A 20,179-nucleotide genomic window follows, 5' to 3' on the forward strand; every position below is an offset into this window, starting at 1 on the left:
GCGCCCACAAATTATATGTGGTGTGCTGACAATACCATCTGCCATTGCCAACATCTACGTCAGTGCGCTACGAGTTAACACCATGTCAGCCGCAGGGCTGGTGAGAATTGGCCACACGGTCAATGTTAGTGACCAGAGGCGGGCCAAAGTGACCAGCTGTGTCGATGGCCTTAGCTGAGCGATTTTCTCAGCTTAGCCCATGGGACAACCTTTGTGACCGCTTCTCAGGCACAAAGTTGAGGTGGAAGCCCGCCCTTTGGCTGGAACCGGCCCCACAGCAGGGCGCTTTGAGCCCGCCGTCGGGAACGGACACGACAGCGTCACGGCCCATTTTCACCAGCCCGGAGGCGCGGCAGAGAATTAACACAAGTCTAGCTGACGTCGGAACCGTTGACCATGGTGCTTGGCAGGGTCAATAACTCGACTTGCCCGTCATGCTCAGCGGACAACAACATCCCCTGACTGACTTCCCCACGCATCTTCCGCGGCTTCAAGTTGGCCACAATCACGACCTTCTTACCCACTAATTCTTGCGGTTCTGGATACCATTCGGCAATCCCAGATAAGATCTGGCGGTTACCTTGGTCCCCAGCATCCAGTTGGAACTTCAGTAGCTTGTCGGCCCCTTTAATGTGGTCGACAGCTTTGATTTCAGCGACCCGCAGTTCAATCTTTTCAAATTTATCGAAGCGAATCTCAGGCTTGTTCAGCGTCAGGTCTTCCGCAACGTCGGCCTTAGCGGCTTCTTGTTGGGCTTGGGCCTTCGCTGCCATGGCGGCCCGACCCTTGGTCTTTTCAGACTTAGTCATTTGGCCTTGGATGAAGTCAACTTCTTCTTGCACGTCGATCCGAGGGAAAATAGGGGTCCCCTTGGCAACGACCTGCTTACCAGCTGGTAAGTCGGCCAACTTGAGGTCGGTCATGGTCAGCGTGGCTGGGTCTAAGCCTAATTGGGCAAAGATTTCCTTTGGCGCATGGGTCATGACTGGGCTGATCAGCGTGGCAATGACCCGTAAGCTGGCAGCTAAGTGGGCCATAACAGCGGCTAAGTCATCAGCCTTGCTGTCGTCCTTGGCTAAGTTCCAAGGTTCCGTTTCGTCAATGTACTTGTTGGTCCGGGAAACCAGTTTCCAGATTTCAGCCAGGGCATCGGCGAAGTGCATCTTGTCCATTAAGTCATGGTAGTTGGTGATAACCGTTTCGGCCGTGGCTTCGAGGTCGTTATCAAAGGCCGTCACGCCTGCCTTGAATTCAGGCAGCTTGCCGTCTTCGTACTTGTTGATCATGGCAACGGTCCGGTTCAACAGGTTCCCCAGGTCATTGGCCAAGTCATAGTTCAAACGATCCACAAAGTCTTCGGGCGTAAAGGTCCCGTCGTTTCCGTAAGGCATGGCGCGCATCAGATAGTACCGCAGCGCATCCAAGCCGTACCGGTCAACCAAAGTTTCGGGGTAAATGACGTTCCCCTTAGACTTGGACATCTTGCCGTCCTTCATCAATAACCAGCCGTGCGCAAACAATTCGTCTGGGGTTTCGATGCCCAAGGCGTGCAGCACGATTGGCCAGTAAATGGAATGGAACCGAACAATTTCCTTACCCACCATTTGGACGTTGGCAGGCCAGAACTTCTTGAAGAGGCCTTCGTCATCGCTGGCGTAGCCTAAAGCGGTGATATAGTTGAGCAAGGCATCGATCCACACGTAAACCACGTGCTTGGGATTGCTCTTGACCGGCACACCCCAGGTGAAGGTCGTCCGGGAAACGGCGAGGTCTTCCAGGCCTGGCTTGATGAAGTTGTTGATCATTTCGGTCATCCGGGATTCTGGTTGGATGAAGTGCGGATGGCTGTGGTAGAAGTCTAACAGCCAGTCGGCGTACTTGCTCATCTTGAAGAAGTACGATTGTTCCTTAACCAGGGAAACTTCGTGGCCAGAAGGCGCCTTCCCACCGATAACCTTACCATTATCATCATGGTAGACTTCAGCGAGTTGCGTTTCGGTAAAGTATTCTTCGTCATCCTCGGAGTACCAGCCTTCGTATTCACCCAGGTAAATGTCGCCCTGCTTCAACAGGCGTTCGAAAACTTCCTGAACGGCGGCAACGTGTTCCTTGTCGGTCGTCCGGATAAATTTATCGTTAGAAATTTCCAACGTCTTCCAGAGTTCCTTGATGCCCTTAGCCATGCCATCCACGTATTCTTGTGGCGTTTGGCCTTGTGATTGGGCCTTGTCTTCGATCTTCAGACCATGTTCGTCGGTCCCCGTCAAGAAGAAAACGTCATAACCGTTGCTACGCTTGTAACGCGCAACCGTGTCACACGCAATCGTGGTGTAAGAGTTTCCGATATGTAACCGCCCAGATGGGTAGTAGATCGGTGTTGTAATGTAAAAACTTGGTTTGTCTGCCATAAAATAAAAGCCTTCCCTCGCTCTAAATTATTCCGTTATTATCGGGTTAAAATTCATGATAAATTCTAATCAAGTATAGCATAAACCCCGGTTTAGCCATAGCGCTAACCCAGGATTTTGTGGTGAAACTGGCCATTGAAAAAACAAAAGTACCCAACTGATTCACTCAGTTGCGTACCCGCTCGTTTCATTCGTCAATTTAAAATAGATCCAATTGTTGTGGCGCCAAATTTTGCCAGTGCAGGTCCAAGATTTCTTGGAGTCGCTGGGCATTGGGCGCGGCGTCACGGCCCGCGTTGTTGTTAAAGATCACACAGACGTTTTTGGCCTGCTGGTCTAGGCGCTTGACCATGGCCGCAAAGTCCTGTAGCTCCTCTTCCGAATAGTGATAGAGGGTGCGGGTCTTCCGCCAATTCTGGCCCTGATTGAACCAGCCCTCGGCGTTGCGACCGTGGAGCCGAACCATTGCCAGGTCAGGCGTCGTCACGGTCTCGTCTAGGGGAATGCCATCATTTAAGTTGTGGGGCTCATCGGTTGTCACATTGGTGAACCGCAGCGACTGTAGGTAGGCCAATACGTCTGCACGCATCTCGGGCGTCGCAAACCAACTGGGGCTCCGAAACTCCACGGCAACGGGCAAATTGCCCATCAACACGCGGACCTGCCGCAAGTACTCGATGTTCGCCGTCGTCCGGTTAAAGAACGGCGGAAACTGAAAGAGCACCGTTAATAATTTCTGATTTGTGACCAGTGGCTGAATCGCCGTGCGAAACTGATCAAAGGCCAGGTTCCGCTCGGTCTCAGGCAACGTTTCGTCCCGGTCGTGCCGGGTCATCACCTGATTGGCCTTCAAAATATATTGAAACCCATCCGGTACGGCCGCTTGCCATTTCTCAATCGTGCTCTGGCGAGGAATCCCGTAGAACGGCGTATCCAGCTCAACGACTGGAAAATGCCCCGCATACTCCGGTAACGTGACAGGCCGCGTATCGCCGCCAATTAACGCCGGATGCTCCGTCCAGGTGGTCAACCCAATGGTAATCATGCCAAACCACTCCTTACTTAAAACGTTCAAACTTCTTAATCAATTCGGCTTCAGGGGTAGTCAGGCGCCCGCTCAGCTGACTGATCAGGCGCTTCCCCGCAACCCGATCGTTGTAGCGAATCCCGGTCACACAAAGGTCGATCAGCGCAAAGAGCACCGTCACGAGAACCGCTTGGTTACGGGAAAAACTCGCCTCAAACAGCGTGACGATTTGCCCGCTAAAGGCCAACTGGAGAATCCCATAGATGACCAGCGTATCTGGAATCAGCTGGAGCACGTTTAACCAACGCAAACGCCTCACCAGCCCGTGTAGTTGATGGATTACTTCTTGATGCGTCATCGGCTTACCCCCGAACTTGGAGTTCATTGAAGAACTCAGTAGCGTCCGCCTGAACCATCGTGTAGTCAAAGCCTAAATCCAAGCGCTCTTGGTTGACCACGACCACCTTGGCCTGCTGATTGCGGTAATCTAGGAGCCCGGCAAACGGGTAAACCCGCATGGAGGTCCCGACAATCACGACCAAATCGGCCTGGCCCATCGCGGCAACTGACCGCTGAATATTCAGCTCGTTGAGGCCCTCGTCGTAAAGCACGACGTCCGGTCGTAACCAGCCACCGTCAGCGTCGTGGTGCGGGTCCTGCAAGTAATCTTGCCAGTCGACCTTCGCCCCGCAGAGCTGACAGTGAACCTGATACATGTTGCCGTGAAATTCCACCAAATGCTTAGTGTGCGCCACGTTGTACAGGTTATCAATGTTTTGTGTGATGACCATCGCCCGGTCCTGCTGGGTCAAGGCCGCCTGTTTTTCATGAATGACGTTGGGTTTGGCGTCTGGGTAGTACAGGTTTTGTTTCACATAATCATAAAAGACCTCTGGCTCCTGTACCAGGCAGGCGTGACTCAGGTAATACTCGGCGTTGCGGTGTCCCGTATACAGGCCGTTTTTCGACCGGTAATCCGGAATCCCCGACGGCGTCGAGACGCCTGCACCGGTTAGAAACACGATGTATTTGGCGTCATCAAAGGTTGCTTGCAAGCTCGCTTCCATCCCCATCATCCCTTCTTAATCCTTAACTTAGATGGACCTGTGCCGTTCCCGGCGGTGGGCTCAAGGTGCCCTGCTGTGGGGCACGGTTCCGGCCTGAGAAGCGGTCCTTCACCTCGCCTGAAAGCCTGGAAAACCACCAGTCTCTCAGGTCGTCCCGTGCTCTAGGCTGGAAAAGGACTCCAGCCAAGACCACCGACACAGCTGGTCGCCTTGTCCCACCTCTGGTCACTGACATGGTCCATCTAAGTTAACATTACTTCAGTTTATCAGTCTTATCGCAACTGCATTTATTTCAATACTCATTCTTCATGCCACAATGATTAACGTTTGCACGAAACAATCGAATCCTAAACAGATTTCGCTCTCATTGTATGCCGGTTTCATCTGATTGTCGCGGATCCTTTTCGTAAAGTTCAAATACATCTAGCTAAATGAGTCCAACTACTATCTGACAACTGACCATCAACCTCACACAAACACCATTCATCCTACTGTCGCGGGATACGCCAGTGTCAGCCGTGAGGGCGGGCAAAATGAGCCCAGCCGTGGGAGTTCTCTTGGCGGCCGTGCCGCCTAGAGAACTGGTATCTTTGAGACTCGCTCTTGGAGGCTCAAAGTAAGTCCCAAGACCGCTTCTCAGGCTTGGGACGTCCGCCCCAGCGTTCCGGTCTCATTTTGCCCCCCCCGGTAAGGCGCACCCTAGCAACTACCGTAAGATGTATGGCATCTTGAGTTGCTTGAAGAGCTCTTCGACCGTCATGCTGTAAATCTTCGTGAAGTACTCTGGCGTATCGTCCTTAGGTGCTGGTGCTGGGAGCACGAACGCGTTTTGCTCGTCGGCGTGATTGAAACCAACGTAGCCACGGCGTTGCGTGGTCTTTTCGTGCATGTCTGAGTGGTACAGCTCAAAGATTTGCTTGACCTGTAAGCTTAATTGTCGCTTGGACAAGACACTGGTCAACGTTGTGAACTCAGTGTTGTGCAGGGCTGGTAAGTTCCAGGCTTCCAGTTGGGCATCGAAGGCCTTGAATAGTTTGACCACGTTCCGGCGCAGACTAAATGGCGAGTCGACTGGCTTTTCCGTGATAACTTTATACAACTTTTGTGCGGCGGCGAAACTGATCGGATAGTCCTTGGTGAACTGTGCCATCAGGTCTTGGTCGTCGGTCCCGAAGAAGACCAACGCATCCAGCAAGGTCAACGTCCGCAACGTCATTTCATCATCAACTGGGTTAGGTTCTGGCTTAATGGTTGCCGTGACCCCTTTCAAGTATAAATCCTTGATGTTGTCGTCGATTAAATGGTGCTTGCGCTGTTCACTGACCACGACTTCGTGGCTGACGATATCATAGAGCTCGGTGCCCATGATCATCAGTTGTTCGTCGAGTTGGGGTTGACCGGTCGTCAAGGAGAAGAAGACTTGCGGGAACCCGGATAGAATCATTAACAAATGGAGCAGTTCATGTGAGGCCGTGTAGTTTGGCGCGGTCAAATCGGCCACTTGAATGGCAATATCCTTGCCCATTTGCATCTGTTGGGCCTGGTCATGCCGGACGAAACCGGCTTGCAGTTCCCCAATAAATTGGACTTCAACCTTACCTGGATAGATAGCGTTAACTTGATCTAACAGGCTTTGAACCTCTTTATTTAATTTGACATCTTTTGCTTGCATACTGTTTGTTTTCACCTATTCCTTTAAATTTGCTTGACGAACGGCGGTTAGGGCCGCTTGGGCCTGCGCCATAGTTGGCTGGGTGATGGTCGCTAAACGGTGCATCACCTCAGGTAGCTCCGCGGGGGTCGCCCCGACGGATAGGGCCAACGACTTGCGTTGCAAGGACATGTGACCGCGTTGAATGCCATCGGTCACTAAGGCCCGCAATGCCGCCACGTTCTGGGCGAGTCCGACTGCCGCGGTGATGCCCATGAGTTCACGAGCACTCGTCACGTGCGCAATCTGTTGGTTCACCTTGACCAGCGGCAACACGCGCGTTGCGCCGCCCACAAAGCCTAAGGCCAAGGGAAGCGTCAACTCGCCGCGTAATTTGCCATCAACGATTGACCATTGGCTGAGCCCCTGATACTGACCATTACGGCTAGCATAGGCGTGAACGCCGCTCTCAACGGCCCGCCAGTCGTTACCCATGGCCAGGACGACGGCATCGATACCGTTCATGATGCCCTTGTTGTGGGTCACGGCGCGGTACGGATCGACCTGAGCCAGGTCACTGGCCTCAACGATGCGTTGGGCCACTGCAGCCCCGGCAATCGTGGACGTTTTCAGTTGGTCGACTGGTACCTCGCAGGTCGCGGTCACCAGGCTGTGCGTCGCGTAATTACTGAGAATACTCATTAAAATATCCTCGTCGCGATGGGCCTTGATGTCCGCCGCCACGGCTTCCGTCATGGTATTGACCAGGTTTGCTCCCATGGCCTCCCCCACGTCAATGAAGACGTCCAACAATACCCAATCAGGCGGGAGCTGGCGAATCCGCAGACTGCTAGCGCCACCCCCGTGGGTAATCAGGCTGGGGTGCGCCGCATCGGCAACGTTAAGGAGTCGCTTGCGGTTAGCCGTCAACCATTTCACTAAATCACTGGCATCAATGACGTGACTGAAAACGATTTGTCCCATCAATTCTCGCTGGGTAACCTGGGTACTGATTCCCGTTGGGCTGGCCAATAGCCGGCCACCATTGCTCGCTGCCGCGATGACTGAGGGTTCCTCGGTCACCATTGGCACCGTCACCGGGCGGCCATCGACGGTCAGGTTCACGGCCACCCCCTCGGGCAGACCGTACGTCGTGAGATAATTTTCAATTAAATTCTCGTCGGTCGCCTGTCGGTGGGCGGTCAGCTCAACTAACTGGTCGACCGTCAAATGGCTTTGGCTGGCAATTTGGTCCCGGCGCGCCTCATAGGGTAGCCGGTAAAATGGTGGTTGGCTCATTGATGTCCCTCCTAACGTTGACTCAGGTACTCGGAGATGATGCCTTCCCGGACGCCACTTTCAGAGAAAATGACCCGGTCAGAATCCAGCATTTGGAGCAGCGTGACCAGGGGCAACATCCCCCCGATAATAATATCAGCCCGCTCCGTCTCTAGGCCAGAGATTCGCTTGCGTTCCCGCAAAGGCACGCGCAGTAACCGTTCAAACGTCTTCATGACTTGACCCGTGGTGAGTCGATACCCGTGAATATTTTCGACGTGCAAAATCTTTTGCTGCTGGCGGTTCATCCGGGCTAGTGTCCGGTTGGCACCACCCAGGAGCACCAGTGGCAGGTGTTTGGCATCATTGAGCCACCAAATATCTTGGAGCCGTTCCCGGAGGAAAACCTGGGCGGAGAACAAGTCTACCGCCGTAACCCGGTCATCGAGCCGAAATTGTTCCGACAGGTTAACAGCACCAAACGGCACGCTAATCAGGTTAGCATCGCGGCCATCCTTGACGTGAACCAGTTCACAGCTGGCCCCACCGGTATCCAGCAACAGACAATCCTTAATTTTTAACCGGTTGACCGCGCCCAGGTAGTCGTAGTAGGCTTCCTGGTCCCCGGACAACACTTCTAATTCAATGTTTGTGGCCGCCGCGACGCGTTTCAAGAATTCGTCGCGGTTGCGGGCTTGGCGCACGGCCGCTGTCGCAATTCCCCTAACAATTAAATGGGGTAATTGCTCATAGTACGGTCGAAACGACTTCAACGCCGCAATCGTGCGGTCCATCGCCTTCGGTTGGAGGATCTTTTCGGGACCCATCCCCTCTGACAAACGGCTGTCAGCCTTGATGCGGTTGACTTCGCGGTACGTACCGTCGTCATGCAGTTCGTTAACGGCCATCCGGACCGAGTTAGAGCCCAAATCAACAATGGCTAAGTTTTGCATTGTTCATCCCCCGTTTCAATCTAACCGAAGTAATCGATGCCAATCGCGTGCCGAACTTCACGTAAGGTCTGAGCGGCAACTTGGTTAGCCTTTTCGCTCCCCTGCTTGAGGATGTCGTAAACGGCGCCCTCATCAGCTGCGAAGGCTTCACGGCGTTCGCGGATTGGTTGTAATTTGGCTTGTAAGACTTCGTTCAGGTACCGCTTGATCTTCACGTCACCCAGGCCACCGTGTTGGTATTGGGCCTTTAATTCTTCAACGTGTTCATGGTCGTCGGCAAAAATGTCGAGGTAAGTGAACACAGTGTTGCCTTCGATATGGCCAGGATCTTCGATGTGAATGTGTTCTGGGTCCGTGTACATGGACATGATTTTCTTTTGAATCTCATCGGCGCTGTCGCCCAGGTAAATGGCGTTGTCGAGGGACTTGCTCATCTTGGCGTTGCCATCCAAGCCAGGGATCCGGCCTTGGCCCTTAGGTGGGAAGTAGCCTTCAGGTTCGACTAGAATCTCTTGTTGGTAGATATTGTTGAAGCTCCGCACAATTTCGCGGGTTTGTTCCAACATGGGTTCTTGGTCTTCCCCAACAGGAACCGTGTCGGCCTTGAACGCCGTGATATCAGCGGCTTGGCTAACTGGGTAAATGAAGAAACCAGCCGGCACACTTTCACCAAAGGCCTTTTGCTTAATTTCCGTCTTAACGGTTGGGTTCCGGTTCAAACGGGAAACGGAAACCAGGTTCAAGTAAGCCATGGTCAGCTCGTTCAAGGCAGGAATCTGGGATTGCACCAGAATCGTGGACTTGGCAGGGTCGATACCCACGGCCAGGTAGTCCAAAGCAACTTGTAACAAACTGTGGCGAATTTTTTCGGGATCTCGGGCGTTGTCGGTCAGGGCCTGCATGTCCGCAATCATGATATAAGTGTCGTAATCACCGGTGTTTTGCAAAGCGACCCGGTTCTTCAATGACCCCACGTAATGCCCAATATGTAGCTTACCTGTTGGTCGGTCTCCAGTTAAAATAACGTGTTTTTTACTCATTTTGTTCTTCCTTTCTGAAAAAGCGCCCTACTGGCCAATTGCCAATAGGACGCTCGTGCGCGGTACCACCTAATTTGTGGTCGTTGGGACCACCACTCTCGTCAATAACGGCGACACCGCGATAATTAATTATCGATTAAATGAAACTTGCTTGACCCATTTGGGCCGTAAAACCGTTTCAGCACGAGCGGTTTTTCTCTAATATTGGCCTACTTTTATCAAGTTCTATTTCCTTATTTTAGAGGTTTTTTCGGGTAAAGTAAACTGGTAACTTCCACAAAGATTTTTATACTGAAAGCGTTGGCGATTACGCCCCCACTTGGGCTGACTTACGTGAATTATTTGTCCCAGCTTACACGCCAAAACAATTCCTGATAACTTAAAAATCACCACCAGCATTTAACCGCCGATGATGATTTCAAAATTCAAATTAGCTAGTCTTGCGTGGCAATCAGCCGACCGGTCACGCCACCTTGACGCAACGTTTCCAGCCCCTCATCAATTTTACTGAAGTCGATGGTCGACAACGTTGGCTTGACCTGGCCTTTGGACAGCGCGTCGTAGCAAAAGGCAATGTCTGAGCTGTCACCGCCCATGCTACCGACGACCTGAGCGCGTTTCATAATCAAATCCCAGGTGCTGATGGTTGAATGGAGAATCCCCATCCCCACCACGACGACCTTGCCACCGGGTGCGACAACGGACAGGGCGTGACTCGTGGTGCTGTCGAAGCCTGCGAAGTCAACGATAAGGTCTGGTGCGATATCTTTCATCTCACTAACATCGTCGAAGATGCCCTTGCAGCCCATCGCCTCAGCCATCTTCTTAGCGGCTGGCTTCGGGTCAGCAGCATAGACGTCACAACCCGCCGCAATCGCGAGCTGGGCACCGAAGTCACCGATGCCACCAATGCCAACGATACCAACCTTCATCCCCGCCTTCGCACCACCGACGCCAAAGATAGCTCGGTGAGACGTCATGCCGGCATCAGTTGCCGCGGCACCATCGATAAAGGACACATTGTCGGGTAACGGAATCAGCTCGGTTTGCGGAACAACAAGTTTGTTGGCGTAAGCCCCGTCAACGACCCCGCCGATTGAGACTTGCGTGTCCGGATCAATGGGGCAAACCCCAACCCGGTCACCTGGTTTAAATTTAGTCACACCCGTGCCGACGGATGCAATCACGCCCGCACACTCGTGACCCAAAATAACTGGCGGCTGAATTAAATCCATCCACCCGGGGTCATCAATGATGGTCACGTCAGTATGACACAACCCCGAAGCCTTGATGTCAATCACAACTTGCCCAGCCGCCGCAACAGGATCAGCGACCTCAACCAATTGCAGTGGTTCATGCGTCTTCGTAAATTGCCAGCCTTGCATTCAAATCATCCTTTCCAATCTCAGAGAAACGACAACAATGCTTATGTACCACAAAATGTAAAACTAATGGAACAAGATAATCGTATCATAAAAGCGCTTACATAGTAAGGATAACTTATAATCCAGGAAATTGACAAGCCAGTAAATAAATTGCAAAAACACAAAGTGTCAGCCCAATCCCACTCCGATTATCGCCATCCCCCGCCACCGTCAGCCCTGCAGGGTGTTTCAAAATAGGCTCAGCCGTGGGATTTCCTGAGGGTACCTCAGGAAATGGTGACTTTGAGACTCGACCTTTGAGGCTCAAAGCAAGTCCCGAGACCGCTTCACAGGCTCGGGGCGTCCTCCCAAACACATCCACCTGGAGGAGAACAAAGTATCAGCCAAATCCCACTCCGATGTCGCCAATCTCCGCCACCGTCAGCCGCAGGGCGGGGCTAAATAGACTCAGCCGTGGAAATTCTCTTAGTGGCGGGCTTAGCCACTTAGAGAATTGGTGACTTTGAGACTCGCCTTTCGAGGCTCAAAGCAAGACCGGAGACCGACCTTTGGCTCCGGTCGTCCGCCCACACCCCCCACTGTCAGCCGAAAAAAGATAAAGCGTCAGCCCAATTCCACTCCGATTGCCGCCAACCTCCACCACCGTCAGCCCTGCAGGGTGGTTCAAAATAGGCTCAGCCGCGGGATTTCCTGAGGGAACCTCAGGAAATGGTGACTTTGAGACTCGACCTTTGAGGCTCAAAGCAAGTCCCGAGACCGCTCCTCAGGCTCGAGGCATCCTCCCCACAGCGTTCCGGCCTATTTTGAACCACCCGGAAGGGCGAAACCAAAGACCAAAAGAAAAAAGGCGACAATCGAAGTGGGATTGATTGACACGGCCGGGGAATATGACTAAACTTGTTAGGCACTTTAGCCTAGCAAAAGGAGGCGGTCAGTTTGACCACCAGCGAAGAAGCACAGGAACAACAGCGCGTCGACCGCGTGGCAAATGAAATTGGTAAGCGCATCGCGAAGACCGATGCGGATTACAACGCCGCGCACCAAGAATTGCGCAACGTCCTGCAGAATTATAGTGAAAACACCTCGGTCAACTGGTTTGAAGTCGATGACCGAATCGAAACCAGTGCTGAACTGCAACAGCAACGGGCGCTGGTCTCCCGGCTGACTGAAAACCAAAACATTATTCAAGACCAATTGGATACCTTTAAGGAACTCCAGAAGTCCCCTTACTTTGGTCGCATTGACATCCAGGATCCGGGCGAAACGCAGTCCGAATCCCTCTACATTGGGACCGCCTCGTTTGTCGACGATGACCAGAACTTCTTGGTCTACGACTGGCGCGCGCCCATTTCCAGTATCTACTACAACGGGGTGTTGGGGAAGGTCGCCTACAGCACGCCAGCCGGCGACCAACAGACCGACCTCTTAAAGAAACGGCAATTTTTGATTCAAAATGGTCAAATCGAGAGCATGTTCGACACCAACGAGACCGTGGGTGACGAGATGCTTCAGCATGCCTTGGGCGAGCAAAACGACGCCACCATGCAAAACATCGTGGCGACCATTCAGCGAGAACAAAACGACATCATCCGCGATACCAAGAGCGACCTCCTGGTGGTCCAAGGGGTGGCGGGTTCCGGCAAGACGTCCGCCATTTTACAGCGAATCGCCTTCTTGCTGTACCACAGCCGGCGCGACTTAGAGGCTGACCAGATTGTGCTGTTCTCGCCTAACCGTCTGTTCAGTCACTACATCAGCGACGTGCTCCCCAGCCTGGGTGAGCGGAACATGCGGCAGGTCACGTTGGCAGAATTTCTGACGCAACGGTTCCAGGGACTCAACGTGCAAACGCAATTTGAACGCTACGAAGCCGACCAGGAAACACCGGTCAACCTGCCCCTACGCAATTTCCGGGAGAGCGCGGCCATGATGACGGCGGTCAAGGACTACTGTTACCAGTGTTCGCCCGCCGATTTGAAATTCACGGACATTCGCTTCAAGAGTCGCGTTTTCTTCAGTAAGGAAGAAATTCGCGATATTTACAGCCAATTCCCAGACGCCACGGCGCCGGCCGACCGCCTACTCCGGACGAAGAACGCCCTGGAAAAGCGGCTCAAGCACCGCATTGCCGATGAGGCCAAGGAAGACTGGGTCCGCGATACCATCGACCAACTCAGCGATGAAGATTACCACAATCTGTTGGGTGAAAAGCACCTCGGCCAATTCGAACAGTTGGACGATGAAATTGACTTTATTGCCCGCCAAATTGTTCGGCGGCGCTTGCGCTCGGTCGACGATGCCATTTACAACGGCTACTTTTTGGACGCCTACAGCCAGTACACGGCGTTTCTGGAGCAATGTCCGCTACCGGACGACGTTTCCGCTGCCGACTGGCAAACGGTCGTCGATGCCTACCAGCACGACATCGAATTTCACCGGCTGGCGCTGACCGATGCGGCACCGTTGCTTTACCTGCGGGACATTCTCGCGGGTGGCGGGGCCAACCACCGGATGCAACACCTGTTTGTCGATGAGATGCAGGATTATTCGATGGCCCAACTGATTTACCTGCAACACGCCTTCCCACGGGCCAAGCTCACCCTGTTGGGCGATAGTGAACAGGCCCTGTTCAAGGCCGTGGAAGCACCGGAAGCCATTTTGAAAAAGTTGGACGCCGCGTTGAACGTCAAGCGGTCTCGACTGATCACGTTGCGGCGGTCCTACCGTTCAACGCTGCCCATCACCACGTTTGCCAAGGCGCTCCTGCCCGATGGTGACCAGATTGAGGCCTTCAACCGGCCGGGCGACCTGCCGAAGGTCATCATTCGTTACGATGCCGCGGCGGCCTTCAAGGCATTGGCCCACGAGCTGAAATTAGAGCTCGCGACCAACGGCACCGTAGCCATTTTGACCAAGAGCACGGCGGAGGCCAAGTACGTTTACCAGGAGCTTCACCGCGACTTCGATATCACGCGGCTGACGGACACCGACCGTTCCCTGCCGAAGGGCATCGTCGTCCTGCCAATCTACTTGGCTAAGGGCCTCGAGTTCGACAGTGTCATCGCCTACAACGTGTCCGCGGAGAACTATCCCGATGAACAGCTGACCGGGACGCTCTATACGATTGCGTCGCGGGCCATGCACCATCTGACCCTGCTGTGCATCGGCGCGGCCTCCCCGCTGATTGCCTCCAACAAGATTCCCGCGTCAGACCTAACGATCGAACACGAATTTCAAAATTAACTGAAATTAAAAAGTCTCACCAGCAGAAATTGTTGGTGAGACTTTATTTTTACCTATGATAAGCCGGCTGGTGCCTTCATCGTGGCGAAGGTCGCCTTGCGAACATAATTTTTATACCCCTTGTAGAAGTGCAATTGTTGCTTGGTCACCTTGACCTTGTACGTCATGCGCTGACCATCAAACTGGACCTGACTGCCCTTAGGTGAATACTGAATGCCGGATAACCGGTAAACATGTTTGCCTAAGGATTGGTATTTCAGTTTTTTCAAGCCATACCCGGGCAGCCGGTAGTAGCGTTCGCTGGTGCTGTCATAGCCAAATAGATTCCCCGTACTCTTTGACTTGCTGTAGGTGATGTAGGCCTTGTTGTCGTCCTTACCGTTGTAAAACCAGGTGTGGCGCAAAACCTTGGGCGTCCCCGCGTGCCACGTCGCCGCTTGGGCTGACGACACGTTGTTTGCCGTTAAGCCGAGGGTGACGGCTGCCAATCCGATTAAAAAATAGGGTTTCTTCATGATTATTCCTCCCGTGAAATGTTCCGCGCTGCGTCTAGCTTTCTCTAAATTTACGCGTTCCCCCCCGATAAAGCAAGTCTTTCACTGGACTGGGGGTTTCTATGGCTGGTTTCTTTGTCGTTCCCGGCGGTGGGCTCAAGTCGGCCTGCTATGGGGTCGGTTCCAGACTGAGAAGCGGTCTTCCACCTCGCCTTGAAACCTCACTAAAAAGCGTGAGTTTCCAAGGTCGTCCCGTGGTCTAAGGCTGAGCAAATCACTCAGCCAAGACCACCGACACAGCAGGGAACCTTGATCCACCTCTGGTCACTCAGACTGGCCGTAGAACCCCCAATCCAGCAAACTGGCTTTTACGCGACCTTGTATTCTGATTGGGTTGCTCAGCCTTGTTAATTGACTGGCATTCATGGCAATATTGCCGCCATCTTGGCTCGCTTAACCCTAAAAAGGCCCTGCTAAATTCTTCGCGAATTTGGCAGGGCCTTTAACGAACTTATTCAACTATCCTGTTAGACCGCCCGTTCCAGCTGACCCTCTGGCATATGTTTCAATGCCTGTTTCAATAACAAGGGGGCGATGACGGTGGCTAAAATAATGACCAGAATCATGGCGGAGTAGTCGCTACCACCGAGTAGACCGGCTTGATGGCCAATCTGAGCGGTGATCAACCCCATTTCGCCCCGGGCAATCATGCCGGTGCCAATCACGGTACTGCTGCCCTTGCTAAACCCGCTCATCCGGGCACCCAAGCCACAACCAATTAACTTGGTTACACAAGCCAGCACTGTTAAGATTGCGATGATGCCTAAGTTATCCGCTAAATGGTTTAGCGTCATATTTAACCCGACACTCACGAAGAAGACCGGAATGAAAATGGCATTACCCAATGGTTCCACGTGGTCAGCCAACACGGCGCGGTATGGCGTATGGGCCACCGCGATGCCGGCAAAAAAGGCGCCAATCGCCCCGCTCAGACCGACCAAATTAGCAATCCAAGCCATGCCTAAGCAGATGACCATCGACATGATGGTCACACTGGAAGCCATCACCAGGCGTTCGCTCAAATGCATTAAGTATGGGGCCACCCATTTGACCAGGATGTACGTGCCGCCAAAGAACGCGACCTGTTCCACCAAGACCAAGGCCAGCGCTGGCTGACTCCCGGCCGTCTCGATGCCCTGACTCGCCAACAGGCTGATCATTAAGGACAGAAGCACCACGCCAATAATGTCGTCGGCCACGGCCGCCCCCAGAATCGTGGCGCCCTCCCGCGTCGTCAGGGCGTGATATTCCTTCAACACCGCGACCGAAATGGAAACGGACGTGGCGGAGAAAATCACCCCGATAAAGAGGGATTCCAACGGTGTAAAGCCCCACCACCAAGACGTCAGCCCCATTAGTGTCACCGGAAAAATGACGCCAGAGGTTGCCACCACAATGGCCGGGCGCAGATATTTCATCAGTAACTGCAGATTGCTCTCCAGCCCCCCGAGAAACATCAAAATTACCACCCCGATATCGGCAAATAAACTAACTAAGCTGTTGAGCTGTACCCAGTTTAGCAATGCCGGTCCGACGATGATACCTACTAGCAACTCCCCGATAACTGCTGGAACGCCCAGGCGGTTCGCTAAGTTTCCCGCCAGCGTCGTCAGTACCAGGATTAAACACAACGTTCCTAGAAATGCCACGCGGATCCCTCCTTCAATAAAATTTAATAAATTCTATCATACGCCACATTTGGGCAACACAAAAGCACCACCGGAAACTTTTTGGTGGTGCTTGCGTAAGCTATGCCTGATGTTGTGGCCGGCAAGACCAGCCTAAAACCAGCAATCCCCACAAAATAGCTAGCCCCTCCGCCGTCAAATCCACAGCGGATTGCCGCGGATAAGTCAGTAGCCAACTCGTCGCGGGCAGCAACAAAAACCAACTAAATAGAAAACTGCACACGCGCTTTTCTCGTTCTAACCCCCACATTAGCCAGTCCCCCTCTTGGAATTGCCGCCAGTGTACCACGCTCACGAAAGGGTAGTGGCCACTAACCATTCAGTTACTTGGGTAACCGCGCAATCTGAAAATGGATTTGGCAGTTCGTTCCCGGCGGCGGATTCAAGCTGCCCTGCTGTGGGGACCGACCGGTGGCGGCCTAAGAGACGGTCCGCCGCCTCGCCTTTGAGCCCAAGAACCGGTCTCAAAGGTCGTCCCGTGGTCTAAACTGAGAAAACCGCTCAGTTAAGACCACCGACACAGCCGGTCAACTTGATCCATCTCTGGTCATTGACACTGGACAACTATTTTCTAAATGATTACTTCAACTGCTGAACAGCTAATCCCAAGTCAACCACAAAAAGGCCCAACCACTTCACAACAACAGAAGTAATTGAACCAATATTTTTATGACAACTCAAATAAACTAGGCATGTCGTAGAGAAGTAACCAGAGGCAAAACCAGAAACCTAGTAAGTAGCCTAACTTAGGTGATGATTACCCAAATAGCCAAAGCCAACAACTCAGACCGGCTGCTCACAATTCAGCGGGCTAAACCCGTGTCAGCCGCAGGGCTGGGAAAACTGGGCCGGTCGTGGGAGTGACCAGAGGCGCGCCAAGGCGCCCGGCTGTGTCGGTGACCTTGGCTGGCGTTTTTTGCCAGCCTAGTTCACGGGACAACCTTTGAGACCGTTTCCCAGGCTCAAAGTTGAGGCGGAAGCCCGCCCTTCGGCTAAAACCGGCCCCACAGCAGGGCACCTTGAGCGCGCCGCCGGGAACGGACGCGACCAGACCCAGTTTTCACCAGCCCGGAGGCGCTGCAAAACACCCATTTTCCCCGCTTAATTGAAGTAAGTGAGGTCTGAAGCTAGCGTTGGATAAGCCGTGATCATCCGGTTGATATCCGCCGTAGTCATGTGGTTTTGAATCACAAAATCCAGGTAGTTAATCACCTGCTCGGCCTCGCTGCTAAGAATCGTCGCGCCCACAATGTCACCGCTAATCTGATTGACCACGACTTTGATCCGCGCCGCCGGGTCCTGAATCCGCTGGTAACTGTACCAGTGCGTCAAATCCAGGCCCGTGACGTGATACTTGTCGGGTGCCGTCGCCGCTTCAGCGGTCGTGACACCCACCTGGGCCAGTTGCGTTTTGCCGTAAACGACGGACGGAATCGCCGGGTAGACGATAGCCGCCGCATCCCCCGTTGCCAGGGTATCCGCCAGGTACTGGCCTTCAAAGCCGGCAACCGGTGTCAACTTAGGTTGTGGCCGGTCGACCACGTCGCCGATGGCAAACACGTGGTGGTTGGTCGTCTGGAGCTGGCCATTGACCTTGATGCCGTGCCGACTGGTGACCACGTCAATTCGTTCCAGGTGCAGGTCCGCGATGACCGGCGTCCGGCCAGCCGTGGCAAAAACTAAGTCTGACGTCCAGCTCTCACCCGTAGACGTCGTGATGCGGTATTGGTCATCCGCTGGCGTTACCTCGGTGATGTCGGTGTTTAATTTAACATCGACCCCCTCAGCGGTTAACCGGGCCAATAAGTCCGTGACCAGGTCACCGTCGAAGGCCCGTAATGGCCGGTCGCTGTGATGCACCAGGTGGACGCGACTACCCGCAGCGTTCGCAATGGCTGCCAGCTCAACGCCGACAAACCCAGCGCCCATCAACGTGATGTCTGCCGGAAGATTGTCCAGGTCCAGGAAGTCATTGCTGGTCCGCAACCACTCCTGTCCCTTGATAGCGGGCAAATGGGGTTCTTGACCGGTCGCAATGATCCAGTTCGTCGCGGTCAGCTGGGTCTCCCCTACGGTCAGCGTGCCGTCGGCGTTAAAGCTGGCGGTGCCGTGAAAGTTAGCGATACCAGCGGACTGTAACCCGCCCTGGGTGCCACTTGGAATTTTGGCCGTGTATGCCCGCTTAGTGGCCATTAAGGCTGGCCAATCCAACTGGGGCACACTGGTGAGGCCGTGGCCCTGGAGCGCTTCACTGCGCCCCTGAGCTTCCACCGCGGCCATCAAAATCTTCTTCGGGTCACATCCCCGGTTGGGACAGGTGCCACCCCACAGGTCCTTTTCCACCACAGCAACGTTCAGCCCCCGCGCGTGTAACCCATAAGCTGCGGCTAGGCCACCGGGCCCGCCACCGATGATGACAACATCAAATTCTTGCATGTCAGACGCCTCCATTTCGTGTTGATTACGCTTCCGAGTTTAGCACGAAAATGAGTCAATCAGGCGTATTTTGCTCCGCGCCGGCACGCCGGTGAACGGCGAGGTAATTGCCGCCAATGTACAAGACGATGACGATACCGGTCACCAAATAAATGGGTCCCGCGGAAACCTTTTGAAAAGCAAACCCGTAAAACGCCGTCCCCAATGGCAGGGCCAGTTGCAACAGCGTGGAAAACGTTGAACCGACTCTTCCCAGTAATTTGGTGGGCACGGTCATCTGCATGTAGACCGACATCGGTGTGTTGACGAAGGCCAGAACACCCCCGATGATGAAGGAGATGCCAATCAGACTGGCAATCAGGATGAAGCTGGAGATGGGCACCAGGAAGAGCCCACCGATGACGCCAATCAGAACGCCCAATAGCATGGCTAATCGTAAGACGGCAACCAGCACATTTTTAAACCGGGGCAGCACCGACAGGACTAAATTGCCGACCAGGACCCCACCGGCAAAGGCGCTTAAGATCCAGCTCAAACGCGCATTGCCCAGGTGGCGGGTCTGGACGATGGCATACGGTAAGCCGACGTCAATCGAAGAAAATAAGAAATTCAGAAAAATGCCAATCGTCACGATGGTAAAGAGCGTAAAGTGGCGCCGAATGAAGACCAGGCCCACCTTAAATTGTTCCCACTGGGTCTTGTCCGTATCTGCCGTATCTTCGTCCGTGGCTTTTAACGGATGGAAGTGCATGCTTAGCGCAATCAGCCAGGTTAAGCTCTCGGCCACGATTTCAACTGCGACGATTCCCTCAAAGCCAATCCAGCCATACAACGCAGCGGCCAACACCGGCGAAATCAGCTGAATCCCCGCCGTTGCCGCCTGCTCAATCGTCGCGAGCGTTTTAATGTGCTCGTCGTTGACCAGCTCATGGATGGACGCGGTGTAGGTCGTCGAGGTGACCTTGTCTGCGCAGGCCAGGATGGTTAGCACGACAACCGCCAATGCCATGACGTTGCTGACGCGGTTTGCTAATAAGGCATAACCGACGAACGCCAGCAAAGCCACGCCTCGACTGGTCAGTAAGAGTGGCTTATGGCGCCGGCGATCCACTAAGTTGCCGACTGGCATGACTAACAGTAAGCCGACCAGTGGATAAATGATCGACCCCAAGCCAAAACTGATGGCAGAGTGGGTCGTATGTAACAGCATGAGTCCCAGGGCAAAGCTGAAGGTGTCACCACCAAGCGTCCCGATGATGTCGCTGCTAGCGGCCTTAACAATTTGAATGACCGACTGGCGATTCGTGATTTGAACGTCCATGGTGGTCCCTCCTAATGTAAATATTCTCATTATACTCTAATCATTTCTTAATTAAAATATTAATTGCTAGGTTGTCAAGTCAGCTTAATATCGAATACTTGAAACGACTTCTCCGCAAACGTGGTCCG

Annotated in this window: 15 protein-coding genes; 1 reads left to right on the plus strand and 14 read right to left on the minus strand. The window is 53.5% G+C overall.

Annotated features, from left to right (window positions below):
- Window positions 1-371: 371 nt before the first annotated feature.
- From metG to ACEPST_RS02810, 9 genes are all read right to left on the minus strand, one after another.
- Window positions 372-2,408 carry a methionine--tRNA ligase gene (gene metG / locus ACEPST_RS02770; RefSeq protein ID WP_204121557.1) on the minus strand — a complete coding sequence of 679 codons (2,037 nt, stop codon included), beginning with the start codon at window positions 2,406-2,408 and terminating at the stop codon, window positions 372-374.
- Window positions 2,409-2,607: 199 nt separating this feature from the next.
- Entirely contained in the window at window positions 2,608-3,453 is an 846-nt protein-coding gene (locus ACEPST_RS02775; protein WP_204121558.1) for a DUF72 domain-containing protein, read from the minus strand.
- Window positions 3,454-3,466: 13 nt separating this feature from the next.
- Complete coding sequence (locus tag ACEPST_RS02780) at window positions 3,467-3,793, minus strand: hypothetical protein (RefSeq protein ID WP_125765450.1); 327 nt, start codon at window positions 3,791-3,793, stop codon at window positions 3,467-3,469.
- A gap of 4 nt (window positions 3,794-3,797) precedes the next feature.
- Complete coding sequence (locus ACEPST_RS02785) at window positions 3,798-4,502, minus strand: NAD-dependent protein deacylase (RefSeq protein WP_203646715.1); 705 nt, start codon at window positions 4,500-4,502, stop codon at window positions 3,798-3,800.
- A 706-nt stretch (window positions 4,503-5,208) separates the two neighbouring features.
- Window positions 5,209-6,174, minus strand: a complete 966-nt coding sequence (locus ACEPST_RS02790; protein ID WP_204121559.1) for an IpaB/EvcA family protein — start codon at window positions 6,172-6,174, stop codon at window positions 5,209-5,211.
- A gap of 15 nt (window positions 6,175-6,189) precedes the next feature.
- The gene (locus ACEPST_RS02795; protein ID WP_204121560.1) at window positions 6,190-7,452 is read right to left on the minus strand and encodes a hydroxymethylglutaryl-CoA reductase, degradative; all 1,263 of its coding nucleotides are present in this window, start codon (window positions 7,450-7,452) and stop codon (window positions 6,190-6,192) included.
- Window positions 7,453-7,463: 11 nt separating this feature from the next.
- Window positions 7,464-8,384 carry a Ppx/GppA family phosphatase gene (locus ACEPST_RS02800; protein ID WP_125765446.1) on the minus strand — a complete coding sequence of 307 codons (921 nt, stop codon included), beginning with the start codon at window positions 8,382-8,384 and terminating at the stop codon, window positions 7,464-7,466.
- A gap of 20 nt (window positions 8,385-8,404) precedes the next feature.
- Window positions 8,405-9,424 (minus strand): tryptophan--tRNA ligase, encoded by a 1,020-nt coding sequence (gene trpS / locus ACEPST_RS02805; RefSeq protein WP_204121561.1) that lies wholly within the window; start codon window positions 9,422-9,424, stop codon window positions 8,405-8,407.
- Window positions 9,425-9,858: 434 nt separating this feature from the next.
- Entirely contained in the window at window positions 9,859-10,809 is a 951-nt protein-coding gene (locus ACEPST_RS02810; RefSeq protein WP_204121562.1) for an alcohol dehydrogenase catalytic domain-containing protein, read from the minus strand.
- Between the two features lie 936 nt (window positions 10,810-11,745).
- Between ACEPST_RS02810 and helD the strand changes: the two genes are divergently transcribed.
- Window positions 11,746-14,052, plus strand: a complete 2,307-nt coding sequence (gene helD, locus ACEPST_RS02815; protein WP_204121563.1) for an RNA polymerase recycling motor HelD — start codon at window positions 11,746-11,748, stop codon at window positions 14,050-14,052.
- A gap of 53 nt (window positions 14,053-14,105) precedes the next feature.
- Here the strand turns inward: helD and ACEPST_RS02820 are convergent, their stop codons facing one another.
- The 5 genes from ACEPST_RS02820 to ACEPST_RS02840 all read right to left on the minus strand — a co-directional run bounded on the left by ACEPST_RS02820 (window position 14,106) and on the right by ACEPST_RS02840 (window position 20,051).
- Complete coding sequence (locus tag ACEPST_RS02820) at window positions 14,106-14,567, minus strand: hypothetical protein (RefSeq protein ID WP_204121564.1); 462 nt, start codon at window positions 14,565-14,567, stop codon at window positions 14,106-14,108.
- Window positions 14,568-15,073: 506 nt separating this feature from the next.
- The gene (locus tag ACEPST_RS02825; protein WP_204121565.1) at window positions 15,074-16,255 is read right to left on the minus strand and encodes a cation:proton antiporter; all 1,182 of its coding nucleotides are present in this window, start codon (window positions 16,253-16,255) and stop codon (window positions 15,074-15,076) included.
- Window positions 16,256-16,355: 100 nt separating this feature from the next.
- Window positions 16,356-16,544 carry a hypothetical protein gene (locus ACEPST_RS02830; RefSeq protein ID WP_204121566.1) on the minus strand — a complete coding sequence of 63 codons (189 nt, stop codon included), beginning with the start codon at window positions 16,542-16,544 and terminating at the stop codon, window positions 16,356-16,358.
- 851 nt (window positions 16,545-17,395) lie between these two features.
- Window positions 17,396-18,730 (minus strand): dihydrolipoyl dehydrogenase family protein, encoded by a 1,335-nt coding sequence (locus tag ACEPST_RS02835; RefSeq protein WP_204121567.1) that lies wholly within the window; start codon window positions 18,728-18,730, stop codon window positions 17,396-17,398.
- 55 nt (window positions 18,731-18,785) lie between these two features.
- Entirely contained in the window at window positions 18,786-20,051 is a 1,266-nt protein-coding gene (locus tag ACEPST_RS02840) for an MFS transporter (RefSeq protein ID WP_204121568.1), read from the minus strand.
- Between the last annotated feature and the right edge of the window lie 128 nt (window positions 20,052-20,179).

The sequence above is a fragment of the Levilactobacillus sp. FUA 3915 genome (assembly GCF_044053135.1).
GTDB classification, from domain to species: domain Bacteria; phylum Bacillota; class Bacilli; order Lactobacillales; family Lactobacillaceae; genus Levilactobacillus; species Levilactobacillus lanxiensis.

Excerpts from the sequence above, each read along its gene's own strand:
- metG (WP_204121557.1), bottom strand. The coding sequence starts at position 2,408 with ATGGCAGACAAACCAAGTTTTTACATTACAACACCGATCTACTACCCA.
- ACEPST_RS02775 (WP_204121558.1), bottom strand. The coding sequence starts at position 3,453 with ATGATTACCATTGGGTTGACCACCTGGACGGAGCATCCGGCGTTAATT.
- ACEPST_RS02780 (WP_125765450.1), bottom strand. The coding sequence starts at position 3,793 with ATGACGCATCAAGAAGTAATCCATCAACTACACGGGCTGGTGAGGCGT.
- ACEPST_RS02785 (WP_203646715.1), bottom strand. The coding sequence starts at position 4,502 with ATGGAAGCGAGCTTGCAAGCAACCTTTGATGACGCCAAATACATCGTG.
- ACEPST_RS02790 (WP_204121559.1), bottom strand. The coding sequence starts at position 6,174 with ATGCAAGCAAAAGATGTCAAATTAAATAAAGAGGTTCAAAGCCTGTTA.
- ACEPST_RS02795 (WP_204121560.1), bottom strand. The coding sequence starts at position 7,452 with ATGAGCCAACCACCATTTTACCGGCTACCCTATGAGGCGCGCCGGGAC.
- ACEPST_RS02800 (WP_125765446.1), bottom strand. The coding sequence starts at position 8,384 with ATGCAAAACTTAGCCATTGTTGATTTGGGCTCTAACTCGGTCCGGATG.
- trpS (WP_204121561.1), bottom strand. The coding sequence starts at position 9,424 with ATGAGTAAAAAACACGTTATTTTAACTGGAGACCGACCAACAGGTAAG.
- ACEPST_RS02810 (WP_204121562.1), bottom strand. The coding sequence starts at position 10,809 with ATGCAAGGCTGGCAATTTACGAAGACGCATGAACCACTGCAATTGGTT.
- ACEPST_RS02820 (WP_204121564.1), bottom strand. The coding sequence starts at position 14,567 with ATGAAGAAACCCTATTTTTTAATCGGATTGGCAGCCGTCACCCTCGGC.
- ACEPST_RS02830 (WP_204121566.1), bottom strand. The coding sequence starts at position 16,544 with ATGTGGGGGTTAGAACGAGAAAAGCGCGTGTGCAGTTTTCTATTTAGT.
- ACEPST_RS02835 (WP_204121567.1), bottom strand. The coding sequence starts at position 18,730 with ATGCAAGAATTTGATGTTGTCATCATCGGTGGCGGGCCCGGTGGCCTA.
- ACEPST_RS02840 (WP_204121568.1), bottom strand. The coding sequence starts at position 20,051 with ATGGACGTTCAAATCACGAATCGCCAGTCGGTCATTCAAATTGTTAAG.